Genomic DNA, 16,603 nt, shown 5'->3' with positions numbered 1-16,603 from the left:
GATGTTTCCCCTATTCACAGCGGCAAGCGCGACGCCGAGCCCGGAGAATAGCGCCGTGCCCCCAGCCAGACAAGCGCTCTAGCCCGACCCCCGCGGCTTGCGCGGCGCGCCGGCAAGGAGCCGGTCGTAGAGCTGGTTCGGCAGCACGCGCAACGCCTTGCCGACCAAAGCCATCTGCCAGGGGATGACGACGTAGCTGCTGCCCCGCGCGATGGCGCGCGCAAAGCGCGGCGCGGCGGCATCTGCCGACAGCAGGAACGGCATCGGGAACGGGTTGGTGGCGGTCATTGGTGTACGGATGTAGCCGGGACTGATGGTCACCACCGCAACCCCCGAGCCGCGCAGTTCGAGACGCAGACTTTCGAGGTAGCTGATTGCCGCCGCTTTCGACGCGCTGTACGCCTCTGCCCCGGGCAAGCCGCGGATGCCGGCCAGCGACGCGATGCCGACCAGACGCCCGGCGCCGGCACGCCGCATGCCGCCGAGGAAAGGTGCAAAGGTCGCCACCATGCCAAAGAAATTGACATCCATAACCCGCCGGATGGTGTCGAGATCCTCGGCGTGCTCGGTCAGCGTCCCGACGGACACTCCGGCGTTGGCAATGACGATATCCGGAACGCCGGCACGGGCGATGAAGTCCTCGCCGGCGGCACGCATGGCCGCCGCGTCGGTCACGTCGAGCGGGTAGGCGTGCAGCTGGCCCGGCCAGCGTGCACACAGCTCCTGCAGGGGCTCGCGCCGACGCGCGCAAACGCCGAGCACGGCCCCTCGCGCCGCGTAGTATTCAGCGAGTGCCCAGCCGATGCCCGATGAGGCACCCGTGATGAAAACAGTGTCAAGCGCCTGCACGCGGTGTCCGAAGAACGAGCGCTCCGGCAAGGGACTGAGCCAGGCAGGCCAAGCGGTCGGCTGACGACGGGCACGGCGATGTGGCGGAGCCGCGCCACGGCGTCACTTCTTGCCGCGCTCGCTGCGTGCCTTGTTGATGACCTGATCGGTCAAGGCGATCAACTCGGTGAAACCCTTGGTCTCCTTGCCGGTCACCAGGTACTTGCCGTCGACGGCCAGTGCCGGAACGCCCTGAATCTTGTACGCCTGAGCCATCTGGTCGGCGCGCTTGACTTTGCTGATCACCCCGAAGGAGTTGAAGGCGTCGGTAAACTTCCGGGCATCGACACCCTGCGTGGCGACCCACTCGATGATGCTTTTATCGTCATAGAGCTTGCCCCCCGCCTGATGCAGAGCGTTGAACACAGCGCCGTCGAGCCTGGCCAGATCGCCTGTCACCTCCAGCGCGTAGTAGAGCCTCGCCAGACTCGCCCACGCGGGACGGCCGAACGACACCGGTACGCGCTTGAAGACCACATCGGCGGGCAAAGCCGCCGACCACTTGCCGACCACCGGGTGGAACTCGCTGCAATGCGGACAGCCGTACGAAAAGAACTCGAGCACCTCGAGCTTGCCCGGGTTGTCTGTGGTCTGTACCGGGACTATCGGCACGTAGTCGCGGCCGACCACCAGCTGCGCCCGTGCCGGCGTCATGAACACCAGCAGACTCAGGGCGAGCGCCAGACACCATCCGTTGATGCGTCCGAACATGCGTATTCTCCTCAATGGGTTCAATCTTTCCTGACCAGATTGGCATCGATGCCCTGCCTGGCCAGATCGGCGCGCAGGTGATTGACGTCGTCGATCTTGTGGTACGGCCCGAGGCGGACCCGATACCACACCTTGTCCTGCAACATCACCTGCTGGATCCTCGCCTCAGCACCGAGTAACGCCAGTTTCGCCTTTTGGTTGTCCGCTTCGCTCGCACTCTGGAAAGAACCTGCCTGCAGGTAGATCGGTTCCTTGAGCGTCGCTTCCTTGCTGCTCTTGGCACCTTCCGCCGACTTGGCATCCGCCGGCTTGCCCTCGGCCGGCTTGCCCTCGGCCGGTTTGCTGGCCGCTGTCCGGGTCTCGACCGGTCTGGTCTCGGTGGGCTTCGCCTCCGCCGGCTTCGTCTCGTCGTGTCTCGTCTCGACAGGTTTGCTGACCGGGGACTTGACCTCCTCCGGCTTGGGATCCGGGATTGCATCCGCCTTGCCGGGCAGAATCTTGTAGAAGTCGAAGCGTGGCTTTTCGCCGGCGACCGGGTCGCCGGGCTTGCCCGGAAGGGCCACCGGAGCCGTGGCAACCGGCGGCACCTCCGCGCTGGCCGGCGTCGCCGACTTGCCGGCGACCGGCGGGGGCAGTCTCGGCTGCTGGCCCGTCGTGGTGAACGGCAGCGGCGCTTTGTTGATGTACCAGACGACACCGGCCACGGCGATCACGCCGATGACCAGACCGATGAACAAGCCGAGCAGAGTGCCGCCACCCGATTTCCTGCCGGGCGGCGCCTTGCGGGGTTTCATGTCACGACTCATGGAAGTCCTCTGTTCTCCAATCACATCGATTCGGGGCAGCTGACGCCCAGAATCGCCATGCCGTTGCGAATCACCTGGCCGACGGCAGCCGCCAGAGCGATGCGCGCATCCCGGATCGCCGGATCATCGACGAGGATGCGTTCGGCATTGTAGTGGCTGTGGAATTCGGCAGCCAGATCCCTGAGATAGAAAGCGATCAGGTGTGGTGCCAACTCGCCGGCAGCGGCCTCGACGACCTCAGGGAACTCGCCGAGCCGGGCCGCCAGCGCCAGTTCACGCGCACTGCCGAGTGGGTCCAGATCTGCGCCGGCAAGCACCTGCGGCTCGCCCGCCCAGAGGGCGAGCAGCGAACGAACACGGGCGTGCGCGTATTGAACGTAGAAAACGGGATTGTCGTTCGACTGGCTTTTCGCCAGGTCGAGATCGAAGTCGAGGTGCTGGTCCGACTTGCGCAGGACGTAGAAGAAGCGGCAGGCATCGTTGCCAACCTCGGCGCGCAAGGTGCGCAGGGTCACGAAGTCGCCCGACCGAGTGGACATCGACGCCTTGCAGCCCGACCGATAGAGCACGGCAAACTGAACGAGCGCCACCTCGAGCACCTCGGGATCCAGTCCGAGGGCGCTGACGGCGCCCTTGACGCGGGGTATGTAACCGTGATGATCGGCACCCCAGACATTGATGATGCGCTGGAAACCGCGTTCGTACTTGTTGAGGTGATAGGCGATATCGGACGCGAAGTAGGTGTAGAAGCCATTGTCACGCTGGATGACACGGTCCTTCTCGTCGCCGAAAGTGGTCGACCGAAACCAGCGGGCCCCGTCCTGCACGTAGAGATGACCGCCCTTCTCGAGCCGCTCGACACAGCGGGCCACCATCCCGGTGGCGAACAGCGACTGCTCGGAAAACCAGACATCGAAATGCACGCCGGACTCTTCGAGGTCGCCGCGACAGTCGGCCAGTTGCTCGGTGAGAACGAAGTCATGGACGTATTGCCACTCTTCGCCGAGCAGGTGCTTGGCATTGACGATCAGGGCATCGAGCTGCGCTTCGCGCTGCTGCGCAGCCTCCGCGTCGGTACGCTCGGCGCCCGGCAGCCCGGGCGTCCCGGCAAGAACGTCGCTCGCCGTTCGCCGGTAACGCTCGCCGTGTGCCGTCAACAGTTGACTGGCCATGGCACGCACGTAGTCGCCCTGGTAGGCGTTCGGCGGAAAGAGCGACGGCGTGCCCTCGCCGGAACACAGTTCCAGATAACGCAGCCACGTCGACAGGGCCAGGATGTCCATCTGGCGGCCCGCATCGTTGACGTAGTACTCGCTGGTGACATCCCAGCCGGCAAAGGCGAGCAACTTGCAGAGGCTGCCGCCATAGGCGGCACCACGGCCATGGCCGACGTGCAGCGGCCCGGTCGGATTGGCCGAAACGAACTCCACCAGCACCTTGCGCCTGCCGCCGCTGGTCGAACGGCCGAAGTCCTCCGCCTGTTCGAGAACGTCGCGCACGACCTGGATCTTGGCCGTTGGCGGCAGGTGAAAATTGATGAAGCCGGCGCCAGCGATCTCGGCCTTGCTGACCCATGGCGAAGGCGGCAGCTCAGAGAGCAGCAGCTCCGCCAGTTGGCGCGGATTGCGCTTCAGCGATCGCGCCAGTTGCATCGCCAGGTTGCAGGAGAAATCACCATGCGCGGCCTGCTTCGGCCGCTCGATGTGGATCGTCGTGTCGGCCTCGGCCGGCGCGACGCTGTGCAGCGCAACGCGCATCAAATCGGCGAGGTGGGACTTCAGGTCGTGACTCATCAGGGTGCGCAGGCTTGGAAGAATCGGTCAAGCCGCTGATTATACGATGCGCAACCTACGCCCGGGCGAACGGCGGAGCGAGGACGGCGGTTTCTGTGTAAACTGGCTCCTTTGCCGACCACACCGCCGCTGCCAGCCGTGCGACTTTTCCGCCTCGCCAAGATCCTGAGTATTGCGAGCCGCTACGGCCTCGACGAGATGATTCTCGAGCACGAGCCGAGCGGCCGCCTCGCTGCGCTGTCGCGCGCCCTGCACTTCTGGCGACGCTTCGATACGCCACCCGCTGTTCGCCTGCGCCAGGCGCTCGAGTCGCTTGGCCCGATCTTCGTCAAATTCGGACAGGTCCTGTCCACGCGCCGCGATCTGCTACGCACCGACATCGCCGACGAACTGGCGAAACTGCAGGACCGCGTGCCGCCCTTTTCCTCCGAGCTCGCGTTGGCGCAGATCGCCCAGGCGTACGGTCGCCCAGCCAACGAGGTGTTTGCCGAGTTCGACGCGACACCGGTGGCGAGCGCGTCGATCGCTCAGGTCCACTTCGCCCGACTGCGTCCGGAAGACGGCGGCCATGCGGTTGCGGTCAAGGTTCTGCGCCCGGAAATGCACGGCGTCATTGCCAACGATCTGGCGCTGCTCGAAACCCTTGCCGGCGTCCTCGAGAAGGTGTGGTCGGACGGCAAGCGATTGAAGCCGCGCGAAGTGGTCGGCGAGTTCGCCAAGTACCTCTACGACGAACTCGATCTGATGCGCGAAGCGGCCAACTGCTCGCAATTGCGCCGCAACTTCAGCGGTTCGCGCCTGCTGCAGGTTCCCGAAGTGTACTGGGACCAATGCACGACGACGGTGATGGTCATGGAGCGCATGCACGGCATCCCGATCAGCCAGACCGGGGCGCTGATCGCTGCCGGCATCGATCTGCCGGCGCTGTCGCGTGCCGGGGTCGAGATCTTCTTTACGCAGGTCTTCCGTGACGGCTTCTTCCACGCCGACATGCACCCCGGCAACATCTTCATCGCCGTCGACCCCGCTCACCACGGCAGCTACATTGCACTGGATTTCGGCATCGTCGGGACGCTGACCGACGCCGACAAGAATTACCTGGCGCAGAACTTTCTCGCCTTCTTCCAGCGCGACTACAAACGCGTCGCCACCGCGCATATCGAAGCCGGCTGGGCGCCGGCCGATACCCGCGCCGATGAGTTCGAAGCCGCCATCCGCGCGGTCTGCGAACCGATTTTCGACCGGCCGCTACACGAGATCTCCTTCGGTCGGGTGCTGCTGCGCCTGTTCCAGACCTCGCGCCGTTTCAACGTGGAGATCCAGCCGCAACTGGTGATGCTGCAGAAGACCCTGCTCAACATCGAGGGGCTTGGCCGACAGCTTGACCCCAACCTCGACCTCTGGAAGACCGCCAAGCCTTTCCTCGAACGCTGGATGAGCGAGCAGGTGGGCCGACACGCTTTCCACCTCGGCGTCCTCCAGGAAGCGCCCTACTGGGCGCGCACCCTGCCGCAATTGCCGCGTCTGGTGCATCAGGCTCTGGCACAGCAGAAGACTTCCGACCTGGCACCTCTACTCGGCGAGTTGGCGCGCGCGCAGCGTCAGCAAGGGCGCTTGCTGGGCATCATCGCCGTCCTGCTGGCCGCACTGGTGGTCAGCCAGTACCTGTAACCGGTAGTCTGCCAACCACCCCGGAGAACCTGCATGCATCGCATCGTGATCAGCGCCACTGGCCTCTACACCGCTCCCCACACCATCAGCAACGAGGAACTGGTCGCCGCCTACAACAGCTACGCCAGGCTGTTCAACGAAACGAATGCCAACCGCATCGCAGCCGGCGAGGTCGTCAGCTGCGCGGAGTCGAGTGTCGACTTCATTGAAAAGGCCTCCGGCATCACTCGTCGCTACGTCATGGACAAGGCCGGCGTGCTCGACCCGCTACGTATGCGACCGAAGTTCGAGCCGCGCGGCAACGAAGAGCTGTCGCTCCAGGCCGAAATGGCGATTGCCGCCAGCGGCGAGGCGCTGGCCGCTGCCGGCAGGACTGGCTCCGACGTCGATGCGGTGATCTGCGCCGCCTCCAACATGCAGCGCCCCTACCCGGCAATGGCCGTCGAAATCCAGCGAGCGCTGGGAATCAGTCAGGGCTATGGCTTCGACATGAACGTCGCCTGCTCCTCGGCCACCTTCGCACTCGAACTGGCGGTCAACGCGGTGCGCTGTGAGACGGCGCAGCGTGTACTGGTGGTCAATCCGGAAATCTGCTCGGCGCATCTGGCCTGGCAGGATCGCGACTGCCATTTCATCTTCGGTGACGTGTGCACGGCGATCGTCGTCGAAAGGCTGGATACGGCAAGATCGACCAATGCCTGGGAAGTCCTCGGCAGCAAACTGGCAACCAGCTTCTCGAACAATATCCGCAACAATGCCGGCTTTCTCTCGCGCTGCGAAGACCGCGACCCGACCGACCGCGACCAGCTCTTCGTCCAGGAGGGTCGCAAGGTCTTCAAGGAAGTGTGCCCGATGGCCGCTGCGCACATCACCACGCATCTCGCCGGGCTCGGCTTGCGGCCGCCTGACGTGCGGCGCTTCTGGCTGCATCAGGCCAACCTGGCGATGAACCAGTTGATCGGCCGTCGCCTGCTCGGTCGCGACGCGACTGCCGACGAAGCCCCAGTAATTCTCGACGAGTTCGCCAACACCGCGTCGGCCGGCTCGATCATCGCCTTCCACCGGCACAGCGCCGACCTCATGAGCGGTGACGTCGGCGTCATCTGCTCCTTCGGCGCCGGCTACTCGATCGGCAGTCTCGTCGTCGGCAAGCGCTGACGACGACGAGAAAGTGTGTCGGCAACGTGTCGTCGCACACGCCGACGCGTTTGCCGGCGGCTTGCCGACGGTCGTCTCTACCTGCCGTAGGAATCCCCGATCACTCCGGCCTCGTTGGCAACGACGTTGCCGGATCCTTGATTGACCGTGCTGGTGTTGCGCTGTGAACGGCGAATGGAAACATAACCCTGGATGCTCGTGGCCATCGACGACTGGTACCGCGTGTAACCCCAGTAGTCGCCGCTGGATGGCTTGCCCGCATAGTACTGCGCCCTTTCCAGATTGCGCTGCGCGGAAAGCCGAGCAGGACTCTGAAACGCCACCTGCGCATAGCGAAGGTCAGGAATCAGCAGGATCACGAACAGTCCGACCAACAATGAGGAGTACTTGGGCATTGTCTTCTCCGCTCTGGTGGCACGGCCGCAGCCGGCCCGGGGGGGCTGCACCCACTCGCCGCAAACGGCCCGCCCTCGAGCCGGCCCCGAGCAGCGACGCGGCTTCCCCGGGCAGGTGCCTCACCTGAGGAAGTGTAATCCGAGGGGCGGCCCCCAGCAAGACGGTTGCCAACACTGGGCATGGCGATCTCCGGGTCCGTGTCTCACGGACTCTGCAGCACTCGATCACGAACGCCTGGGCGAGTCTTGGCGGCGGCAACCGACTAGGCCGCCGGTGACCTGCACCAGCGCAGGCGCGCAGTAAAGCCGCCGGCCGGCAGATTCTCCACTTCGAAGCGCGCGTCGTGCAATTCGGCGATCCGTTGGACGATTGCTAGACCGAGGCCACTGCCTTCAGCGTTCGCCTCGCGACCGCGATAGAAGCGTTCGACGAGCCGCGGCAACTCGGTCGGCGGCACGCCCGGGCCATCGTCGGCGACGCCGAGCGACAACTCGCCGCCTTGCCGACGGGCGAAGACGTGGATCCTGCTGTCCGCAGGCGTGTAGCGCAGGGCGTTGTCGAGGAGATTGCGCAGCACGATCTGCAGCAGTTCCGCGTCGCCGCGGACCAGCAAGGGCGAGCCGGCCGTCTGTAGCCGGATGTCCCTGGCGTCGACGCTTTGCAGGAAGTCGGCCAAGCCTTGCCGAGCCAGTTCGGCCAGGCCGACCTCGACCGGGTTGGGCAGTCGCGCGAGCGGATCGAGCCGCGCCAGACGCAGCAGTTGCTCGAGTACGCGCGTCGCGCGGTCGGCACCGGCGACGATCTGCCTCAGTGCGTGCTGGCGGTCGTTGGCGTCGGGGCTGAGTTGGGCGACCTGTGCCTGGATCCGACTGGCCGCGCGTCCGGATGTCAGTCTTGTGGGAGCCGGTAGCCGGGGGCTCGCATTGCTCACCCAAGATCTGTGTCGAACTTCCGGACGACGCCCCCTTCGTGTTGCTCAATCGCCGGCCAATGTTCCACCACAACCAGCACACTCCTTTCCTGGGGGGCCAGCCAAGTCGCCCAGAGTGTCGGAATTTTTTACACTCGCCAACCCGACACTCGCCAACCCGACACTCGCCAACCCGACACTCGCCATTGCGCCACTAATTTAAAAGACATATTTGGCAACGCCCAACTTCTGGCCGGATTATTGCTTCCGGAAAGTTGCCGAATCGCACGGCCCATCAATAATAGTAAGAAAACGGAGCTCCCCCTTGCGAAACCTGAAATTCATCTGCTTGCTCGCCGGCGTTTGTCTGGCTGTCCCTGGCTGCGACGTCAACACGCCGAAAGTCCGCATCGAAACCGAGTATCAGGCCGTCTTCCTCGACAATGGCCAGATCTTCTACGGCAAGCTGGAAGGAGCAGGCGGCACTTATCCGCTGCTGCGCGACGTCCATTACATCCAGCGCCAGACCGACCCGGAGACCAAGGAGGTCAGGAATGTCCTGCTGCGGCGCGGATCCGAATGGCATGCTCCCAATCTGATGTACCTCAACGACCGGCATATCGTTGCCATCGAGCCTGTGACAAAGGATTCGCAGGTCGCCAAGATGATCGCCCAGTCGATGGGTAAACCCCTGCAATAGCGCCCACCCCTCTGCTTACCATTAACGCCATCACAGCCAAGGAGATCTGATTGAAACCCAAACGCCCCCGGGCCTTCGCGCTCAACGCCGTGGCCGCCGCCCTGTTGGCCGCCTATATCCAACCGGCCAGCGCCGTCACGACCTATTGGTTGGGTGGCCCGACCCCGACCTGGACTTCCGGTGCTTGGACTGACGGGAGGCCCACTACGGGCGACACGGCGGCGCTTCTCTTTCCGGGCGCTGACCCAGTTGTGGTCCATGACGAAATCACGCCTGGGGTTGCGCTAGTAGGCTTGAATATCGGCAGCGATCATATCCTTTTTCAACCGTTCCCGACCGACCTTCGGTCGTTCAACGAGGCGATAGGCACGTACTGCCTGGTTTCTCTCTGCGGCGGGGATCGGGGTTCCGGCGTGGGGACTCATATCCAGGCGGCTGGCACCAATACCATTGCGAATGATCTGCACCTGGGGGTCTCCGCAGGAACCGCCGGGTATTACCAGTTGAACGGTGGCACTCTCACCGTCGGGCGAGACACCGTTCTCGGCCCCAATCTCGTATCCACGGCTGGCTTCGCGGCTTCGGGCACGATCGCCAATAGCGGTGGCACACACACCGTCGGCCGCGATCTGATTCTCGGAACGTTAGAGAATCAGACCGGCACTTACGACCTCAGCGGCACCGGCACCTTGAGCGTCGGTCGGGATACATGGGTTGGCGCGTGGGGCCATGGCAGCTTTAACCAATCGGGCGGTAGCGCAACCATAGGAAAAGACCTCTTGCTCGGGAATTGGACTGGAGGCACCGGCACGGTGAGCGTAACGGGCGGTTCGTTGATAGTCACCCGATCGATACAAGTCGGAAACTTTGGCGACGGCACCTTTACCCAGAACGGAGGTGTGGTAACCAATGAGCAGACTCATATCAACCGGGGTAGCTACACATTGCTCGGTGGTGTCTTCACTAGCACTAGCTCAACGGACGTCAGCGGCTACGGCGGCGCCGCCCTGTTTCAGCAAAGCGGCGGAACGCATAACACTCCCCATTTGACGATCGGGGATAAAGACACCGTGGCCGCGACCTATGACCTAAGCGGCGGTGTTCTCAAGACGGACCTCACCGCCATCGCCAACAACTATTACGGCGCGACGACTGGGATGATGAACCACCGCGGCGGAATGCATGAGACCGGCATACTCGGCTTGGGCTCGTTTTCGGGTAACGTTGGGACTTACAATTTGTTGAGCACAGGTAGCTTGACGGCCGCTCAAGTCAAAGTCGGCGAAGAAGGCACTGGCGTCTTCAATCAGTCCGGAGGCACGGCTACGGTGACGGAGTTCAAACTCGGAACCTGGACGACGGGTACCGGCCGGGCCGAGCTAAGTGGTGGCCAACTGAACGCGAACTACCTGACTGTCGGAGAGAGGGGGGATGGCTCATTCAAACAAACCGGCGGTACTGTGCGTACGGACTACCTACAGGTCCTTTACCATGAGGCTGAGGCGGGCAAACAGGCGAGCTATTCGCTGTCAGGAGGGATGCTTCAATCATACTGGTTGTCAGTCGGGAATGGTGTCAGTAGCGCCGAGGCCAGGTTCGAGCAAACAGGGGGAAACGTCGAGGCCGATAGTGTCGGGATCAACGGCAGTACCGGCAAGAGTAACTACGCGATGTCAGGTGGGACGCTGAGTACCCAGTCGCTAGCCGTTTTTGGCAAGTATTCGACGATGGATCACAGCGGTGGAACTGTGACGGTCAATGATTTGGACGATGGTGTCTCCGGAAGTCTTCTTGTCTCGGGAGCGGGTGCAAACTACCGGCTCTCGGGAACCGGTGTGGTGCGAGCCAGCGAAGCAGTGATTTATCTCGGTGGATCCTTCGACCTGTCGGCCAGTGGTTCGCTACTTACGGAGCGGACTAAGGTGGGCTATTTTGGCCCAGCCCCGGAGTCCTCCTTCGTCCAGAATGGCGGTCATCACCAAACCGGAACGCTGGCTGTCGGATCGAGCGGTGGAACTGGGCGTTACATTTTGCACGGTGGTATGTTGGACGCGACCGGTCTTGGGTTGACCTTGTCTCTTGGCGATGGCGGCACAGGGGCCTTCGTCCAGAACGGAGGTACCGTCAACGCCGGCTGGATGTTCGTTGGTGACGGAAGTGGAGGCCAGGGGAAATATGATCTCAATGGCGGCACGCTGAATACCGCTTGGGAGGCAGTTGTCGGATTCAGCACCGGAACAACTGGCGTATTCAATCAGACTGGCGGAACCCATAATGCCCTGAATGTGTTGCTTGTGGGCTATAGGGGCAACGGCACCTACAACCTTTCCGGCCCCGCTGTTCTTAACGTCTCGGGCACCAGCGGCGTTGGCGGCTATGGTGGTACCGGCACCTTCAACCAGTCAGGCGGCACACACACGACCTCGCAGGTGGCGATCGGCAGCGCTGGAACGTATCGCCTCGACGGCGGCACGCTCAACGCGGGCAGCGTCGTCAACCAGGGCACACTCCATCTCGCCGGCGGTTCGCTGAACACCGCGAGCATCGACAATCGAGGCGCATTGAGCGTCGTAGCCACAGGAGCTCGCAGCCTGACGACAAACCTCGATAACCAGGGCACGGTGGACATTGGCGGTGGTGGCAGCTTCACCTTTAACGGCAATGTGGTCAATCAGGCGAGTGGCAACGTCCATCTGCACAACGCCGGCGGTTCGGTCTTCAACGGCGAGGTGGTGAACCACGGCACCTGGAAACTCACCGACACCACTGCCACCTTCACCGGCACCCTGACCAACCACGGTGCCTATGTGAGCGACCCCTCCGACACGCACGTCTTCAAACTCGTGGTGGGAGAGACGGGGTACCTGGTCGGCGGAGCGGGTGACCGGTGGTTTATCGGCGGCGACTTCGCGAACCACAGCAAACAGGGCGCCCTGTGGAATACGCGGGATGCCTATCTCGCCTTCACCGGTGGCGGCGACCACACCTTCCTGCTGGCCAGTGAGGACCGTGGTGCAGCCGGCTTCGCCGATAACTTCGCTTGGGACACCCTGTTCCTCGGCGCCGGTGACATCCTTCACCTGGGCGACGGCAATACCGACAACAGCGGAACGGCTTTGTACGTCGACGCCTTCCTCCTCGAAGGCAACGATCTCGGCCTGCTGAGCCACCTCTTCGGCGACGGCATCGACATCTACTACGACTACGGCGACGCCCGCAACGCCTATCTGCGGGGTGCAAGCTACACGCTGGCTGGCGGCGGCTCCTTGAGAGCCTTTGGCGCACCACCGCCCCCGCCCCCACCCGCCGGCGTTCCTGAGCCCACCACCCTCGCCCTGCTGGGGCTGAGCCTTGCCGGGCTACGCCTGACGCGCAGACGCCACTGACCAAGTCAGACACCCGCCACGAGAAGAAGCAGGAGCAATGGCCAAGGCAAGAGCAAAGCAATACCGGGGCAGCGCCGTCCAGCTGCATTTCAATTCCGAAAGGCAACACAATGAAAATCGGCACCTTCTTGTCAACTGCCACCCTCGCGCTGGGGCTCGTCGGCATCGGGCCGGCCCAGGCGACACCGTGGACGTTCACGACTAGCGGCAAGATCTTTACGGGGGTTGACGGACTGGGACTGTTCGGTCCGGCTGACGGGAGTTTGGTTGGGCTTGACTACAGCCTGACAACGCGCCTCGCCGACCCAACCGCAAATGCCAACCAAGGATCGAATTCGACAGTCAGCCATTCCTACGGCTTCTCGTCGGACCCAGGGGGCACTTCAGCTGCCAGCTTTTCGGCAACAGTCAATGGTCATACGGTGACACGCGAGTTCGTTGTGCCCGACGGGAATTCAGCCTACGTTTACTCGTATGGCGAGGTCGACGGGAAGGTGGAGAAGGACGGTGGCCCTACCAAGTTCTCGGCGTCTCAACAGGTGTACAGCTTGTCCAACGACTTCGTGCCGGGTATCGGCTTGTTCCAGTCCATCGAGTATCTGTTCAAATCATCGGACGATAGAGGGTTTGCATTCTTTGACATCTTCAATTACGCGACAAGCACTGATGCTGCAAACTGGACAACGTTCGAGGGAACGCCCGAGAGGTTTGTCCTGAACGCACCCGCCGGCCCAACGACGACTGTGCCGGAGCCGACCGCGCTGGCCCTGCTGGGCCTCGGCTTCGCCGGCCTGCGTTTGGCGCGTCGACGCTGCTGAGCACTGACTCGTGAGCAGACGCCCCACGGCGGGGCATCTGCTCACGAGCAAGGACAACAAGCGATCGCCACGCCGGCAGCGAGGAAAGACGCCGCATCGACTTGCCCGGCATACTTAGTAGTGCAAGCCGACCGCGCGTCCTGTTCACAACCCTCTTTCTGCTCGCCCTACTCGAGTACAGCCCCCAGCCTGACACGCTTCACTCGGCCGGCAGCGCAGCCACCGCAAACGGATTTGACGGTGGTCAACTGGGCATCAACCACCAGGCCATCCTCCCTGCCATCACGCGCGTGGGCGATAACGTTCGTATCGACAAAGACCCGCTCACTGGCTCGCCAGACGTCCGTGCAGATCCTCACGTGTGGGCCAGATCGGCCATCTTCACGAACCGCAGATTCAGGGGAAGGGCCGCGCGACAAGAAGTCCTGCATGGCGGCGGCGTACAGTCCTTCTGCTGGCTGGCACGCGCGAGGGTTTCTCCACCAGCTTTGAAACGCTGGTCTTGCTCCTCGCAGCTTCGATCCGCGCGCATCGCAGGGTCGATTCATCTGTGGTGATGGTCAAGTTGGGCATTGCGATCTCCGGGGCCGTGTCTTCCGGACCCAATACAGCACTCGATCACGAAACCATGGGCAAGTCTTGCCGCGTAAACTGGCTAGGCCGTCGGCGACCTGCACCAGCGCAAGCGCGCAGTGAAACCGCCGGCCGCCAGATTCTCCACTTCGAAGCGTGCGTCGTGCAATTCGGCGATCCGTTGGACGATTGCCAGACCGAGGCCACTGCCTTCAGCGTTCGCCTCGCGACCGCGATAGAAGCGTTCGACGAGCCGCGGCAACTCGGTCGGCGGCACGCCCGGGCCATCGTCGGCGACGCCGAGCGACAACTCGCCGCCTTGCCGACGGGCGAAGACGTGGATCCTGCTGTCCGCAGGCGTGTAGCGCAGGGCGTTGTCGAGGAGATTGCGCAGCACGATCTGCAGCAGTTCCGCGTCGCCGCGGACCAGCAAGGGCGAGCCGGCCGTCTGTAGCCGGATGTCCCTGGCGTCGACGCTTTGCAGGAAGTCGGCCAAGCCTTGCCGAGCCAGTTCGGCCAGGTCGACCTCGACCGGGTTGGGCAGTCGCGCAAGCGGATCGAGCCGCGCCAGACGCAGCAGTTGCTCGAGTACGCGCGTCGCGCGGTCGGCACCAGCGACGATCTGCCTCAGTGCGTGCTGGCGGTCGTTGGCGTCGGGGCTGAGTTGGGCGACCTGTGCCTGGATCTTGACGATGGCCAGTGGCGTGCGCAGTTCGTGCGCCGCGTCGGCAGTGAAACGGCGCTCGCTCTCCAGCGTGTCGCGCAGCCTGAAGAGCAGCCGGTTGAGGGCGGCCACGAGCGGCTGGGCTTCGCTCGGCGCCGCGCGATTGGCGAGTGGGCCCAGGTTCTCCGGCGACCGTGAAGCGACATCGGCGGCCAGGTCATCAAGCGGTTTCAGGCCGCTACGGACCGAGTAATAGATCAGCAGCAGAAGCAGAGGGGAAATCGCTGCAATCGGCAACACCGACTGACCGGCAACCTCGAGCGCGGCGCGGTCGCGCAGGGTGATCGACTGTCCCACCTGCACCCGGTAGTCGCCGGACGCGGCCTGCATGTTCAGCATCCGCCAGGGATGGCCGTCGTGTTCGATGACCGAATAGCCCGTCGCGGCCGACAAGGGGATGCCCGGCGCATGCTCCGAGCGCAGCAGCAGCGACCCGTCGGCGCGCCCGATCTGGAACTCGAGCGGCGGTTCGTAGAGATTTGCCTGATCGCTGCGTACGGTTGCCAGACGCGCGGCGAGATCCGCCAGGTGACTCTCGTTGTCGCGCACGAGCGCCAGCAGGAGTCGGGCCGATTGCGCCAGATGCCCGTCCATCAGTTCTTCTGCCTCGTGCTGTGCCTGCTGGTAACTCAGCGCGCCGCTCAGTGCCAGGCCCAGCAGCGCGGCGATGCAGACGGTGCGCAGCAGGCGCCAGCGCAATGACCGGACCTGCGCGCACTGCAGCGATTTCGGCATCAGCCGGCGTCACCCAACTGGTAACCGAGACCGCGAACGGTGCGGATGAAGTCGGTCCCGAGTTTCTTGCGCAGGTGGTGGACGTACACTTCGACGGTATTGCTGCCGGTTTCCTCGCCCCAGGCGTAGAGACTCTCCTCGAGTTGGCTGCGCGTCCGGATGTGCGTCTTGTGGCTCAGCAGATCATGCAGCAGGGCGTACTCGCGCGCCGACAGGGCGATCGGCTGGCCATCCCGCAGCACCCGCTTGCTTGCCGGTTCGAGAACGACGCCGGCGTGCTCGAGCGTCGGTGTCGCGGCGCCGCCGGCGCGGCGAATCAGCGCCCGCAAGCGCGCCTGCAGTTCGGGCAGATCGAAAGGCTTGGTGAGGTAATCGTCGGCGCCGGCGTCGAGCCCAGCGATCTTGTCGGCGCTGCTGTCGCGTGCCGTGAGGATGAGCACCGGCAGGTGATTGCCGCGCGCGCGCAAGTCCTTGAGGACCGACAGGCCGTCGCGCTTGGGCAGGCCGAGATCGAGAACGCAAGCCTGATAGGCGTGGTCGAGCAAAGCCAGGCGCGCCGCCTCGCCGTCGCGCACCCAGTCGACCGCGTAGTCTGCCAGCTTCAGACCAGCACGGATGCCGTCCCCGAGCAAGGAATCGTCTTCAACCAGCAAAATCCGCACTTACTTGCCTTCCTTCCTGACTTTGGCCAACAGGGCCTGGATCTCCTGGCGGCGGCCGCTATCGGCCACTTCGCGGCCCGGCCGCGGCGGCGCCTTGAGCGCCTTTTCCAGATAGGTGAGCGCCTCGCCAGTGCGGCCCCGATCGGCCAGATACTCACCGTAAAAGAAGTTCGGGTCAATACCGTCCGGGTTGATCGCGAGCGCCTTCTTGAAGTACTCCTCGGCACGCTCCTTGTCGCCAAAGCCGACCGGCCAGCCCGGCACCTTGGCATACAGCGTCGCCAGACTGGTGTACGCCGAACCGTTGAGGGCCTTGTCGTTCAGCTTCAGAGCCTCGTCCAGAAGCTGGCGCGCTTCCTTGGCCAGCGACAGCGCCCCGAGGCCGCCCTTGGCACCGGCCTCGCTCGACACGACGATGCCTTCCCAGATCAGCGGCTCGGGCATTTTCGGATTGGCTTCGACGATCTTCTTCGCCTGGGCGGCCAGCAGGCGATAGCTTTCGGCCTGCTGCTTTTCCGGCTGGCGATACTTGATCTCCGCCCACTGTTCCTGAATCGGCCGGATCAGTTCTTCGGGCGTTGCGGCAGCGGCCAGGGTAGTGCAGGCAAGAAACAGTGGCAGGGCAAGAAATGCGCCTGCCTGGCGGACGATGATGTTCATTGGCGGAAGTCC

At 63.8% G+C, this 16,603-nt stretch carries 14 protein-coding genes; 5 read left to right on the top strand and 9 right to left on the bottom strand.

What is annotated here, in order from left to right; translation table 11 throughout:
- Positions 1-78 precede the first annotated feature (78 nt).
- The 4 genes from CAP2UW1_RS04940 to argS all read right to left on the bottom strand — a co-directional run bounded on the left by CAP2UW1_RS04940 (position 79) and on the right by argS (position 4,198).
- Positions 79-879 carry an SDR family oxidoreductase gene (locus CAP2UW1_RS04940; protein WP_412566854.1) on the bottom strand — a complete coding sequence of 267 codons (801 nt, stop codon included), beginning with the start codon at positions 877-879 and terminating at the stop codon, positions 79-81.
- Positions 880-951: 72 nt separating this feature from the next.
- Complete coding sequence (locus CAP2UW1_RS04935; RefSeq protein ID WP_015765556.1) at positions 952-1,599, bottom strand: thiol:disulfide interchange protein DsbA/DsbL; 648 nt, start codon at positions 1,597-1,599, stop codon at positions 952-954.
- A 20-nt stretch (positions 1,600-1,619) separates the two neighbouring features.
- Positions 1,620-2,393 (bottom strand): SPOR domain-containing protein, encoded by a 774-nt coding sequence (locus tag CAP2UW1_RS04930; protein ID WP_041567707.1) that lies wholly within the window; start codon positions 2,391-2,393, stop codon positions 1,620-1,622.
- 32 nt (positions 2,394-2,425) lie between these two features.
- Complete coding sequence (gene argS, locus CAP2UW1_RS04925) at positions 2,426-4,198, bottom strand: arginine--tRNA ligase (protein ID WP_015765554.1); 1,773 nt, start codon at positions 4,196-4,198, stop codon at positions 2,426-2,428.
- A 138-nt stretch (positions 4,199-4,336) separates the two neighbouring features.
- Here argS and ubiB point away from each other — a divergent pair, with 138 nt between their 5' ends.
- Both ubiB and CAP2UW1_RS04915 read left to right on the top strand, forming a co-directional pair.
- Positions 4,337-5,869, top strand: coding sequence for a ubiquinone biosynthesis regulatory protein kinase UbiB (gene ubiB, locus CAP2UW1_RS04920; protein WP_015765553.1), 1,533 nt, complete (start codon positions 4,337-4,339; stop codon positions 5,867-5,869).
- A gap of 33 nt (positions 5,870-5,902) precedes the next feature.
- Complete coding sequence (locus tag CAP2UW1_RS04915) at positions 5,903-7,027, top strand: beta-ketoacyl-ACP synthase III (RefSeq protein ID WP_015765552.1); 1,125 nt, start codon at positions 5,903-5,905, stop codon at positions 7,025-7,027.
- Positions 7,028-7,104: 77 nt separating this feature from the next.
- Here CAP2UW1_RS04915 and CAP2UW1_RS04910 read toward each other — a convergent pair whose 3' ends face one another.
- Both CAP2UW1_RS04910 and CAP2UW1_RS04905 read right to left on the bottom strand, forming a co-directional pair.
- The gene (locus tag CAP2UW1_RS04910; RefSeq protein ID WP_015765551.1) at positions 7,105-7,422 is read right to left on the bottom strand and encodes a hypothetical protein; all 318 of its coding nucleotides are present in this window, start codon (positions 7,420-7,422) and stop codon (positions 7,105-7,107) included.
- Between the two features lie 263 nt (positions 7,423-7,685).
- Complete coding sequence (locus tag CAP2UW1_RS04905) at positions 7,686-8,354, bottom strand: ATP-binding protein (protein WP_291911737.1); 669 nt, start codon at positions 8,352-8,354, stop codon at positions 7,686-7,688.
- Positions 8,355-8,658: 304 nt separating this feature from the next.
- Between CAP2UW1_RS04905 and CAP2UW1_RS04900 the strand changes: the two genes are divergently transcribed.
- From CAP2UW1_RS04900 to CAP2UW1_RS04890, 3 genes are all read left to right on the top strand, one after another.
- Positions 8,659-9,033, top strand: coding sequence for a hypothetical protein (locus CAP2UW1_RS04900; protein WP_015765550.1), 375 nt, complete (start codon positions 8,659-8,661; stop codon positions 9,031-9,033).
- 50 nt (positions 9,034-9,083) lie between these two features.
- A complete protein-coding gene (locus CAP2UW1_RS04895) occupies positions 9,084-12,419 on the top strand; it encodes a beta strand repeat-containing protein (RefSeq protein WP_015765549.1) in 3,336 nt (1,111 codons plus the stop codon).
- A gap of 110 nt (positions 12,420-12,529) precedes the next feature.
- Complete coding sequence (locus CAP2UW1_RS04890; protein WP_015765548.1) at positions 12,530-13,237, top strand: PEP-CTERM sorting domain-containing protein; 708 nt, start codon at positions 12,530-12,532, stop codon at positions 13,235-13,237.
- A 655-nt stretch (positions 13,238-13,892) separates the two neighbouring features.
- On the opposite strand, the gene CAP2UW1_RS04885 is transcribed toward CAP2UW1_RS04890, so the two are convergent.
- The 3 genes from CAP2UW1_RS04885 to CAP2UW1_RS04875 are packed head-to-tail and all read right to left on the bottom strand — an operon-like array spanning position 13,893 to position 16,591.
- Positions 13,893-15,269: an ATP-binding protein gene (locus tag CAP2UW1_RS04885; RefSeq protein ID WP_015765547.1), complete on the bottom strand. Its 1,377-nt coding sequence runs from the start codon at positions 15,267-15,269 to the stop codon at positions 13,893-13,895.
- The gene (locus tag CAP2UW1_RS04880; protein WP_015765546.1) at positions 15,269-15,931 is read right to left on the bottom strand and encodes a response regulator; all 663 of its coding nucleotides are present in this window, start codon (positions 15,929-15,931) and stop codon (positions 15,269-15,271) included. Before CAP2UW1_RS04880 ends, CAP2UW1_RS04885 begins: the two co-directional genes overlap by 1 nt.
- Positions 15,932-16,591 carry a tetratricopeptide repeat protein gene (locus tag CAP2UW1_RS04875; RefSeq protein ID WP_015765545.1) on the bottom strand — a complete coding sequence of 220 codons (660 nt, stop codon included), beginning with the start codon at positions 16,589-16,591 and terminating at the stop codon, positions 15,932-15,934. It lies immediately after the preceding gene.
- Positions 16,592-16,603 lie beyond the last annotated feature (12 nt).

It is taken from the genome of Candidatus Accumulibacter phosphatis (assembly GCF_000024165.1).
In the GTDB taxonomy this organism is placed as follows: Bacteria; Pseudomonadota; Gammaproteobacteria; order Burkholderiales; family Rhodocyclaceae; genus Accumulibacter; species Accumulibacter phosphatis.
The sequence above is the reverse complement of the archived record's forward strand: the minus strand, read 5'-3'. Positions and strand labels throughout refer to the sequence as shown.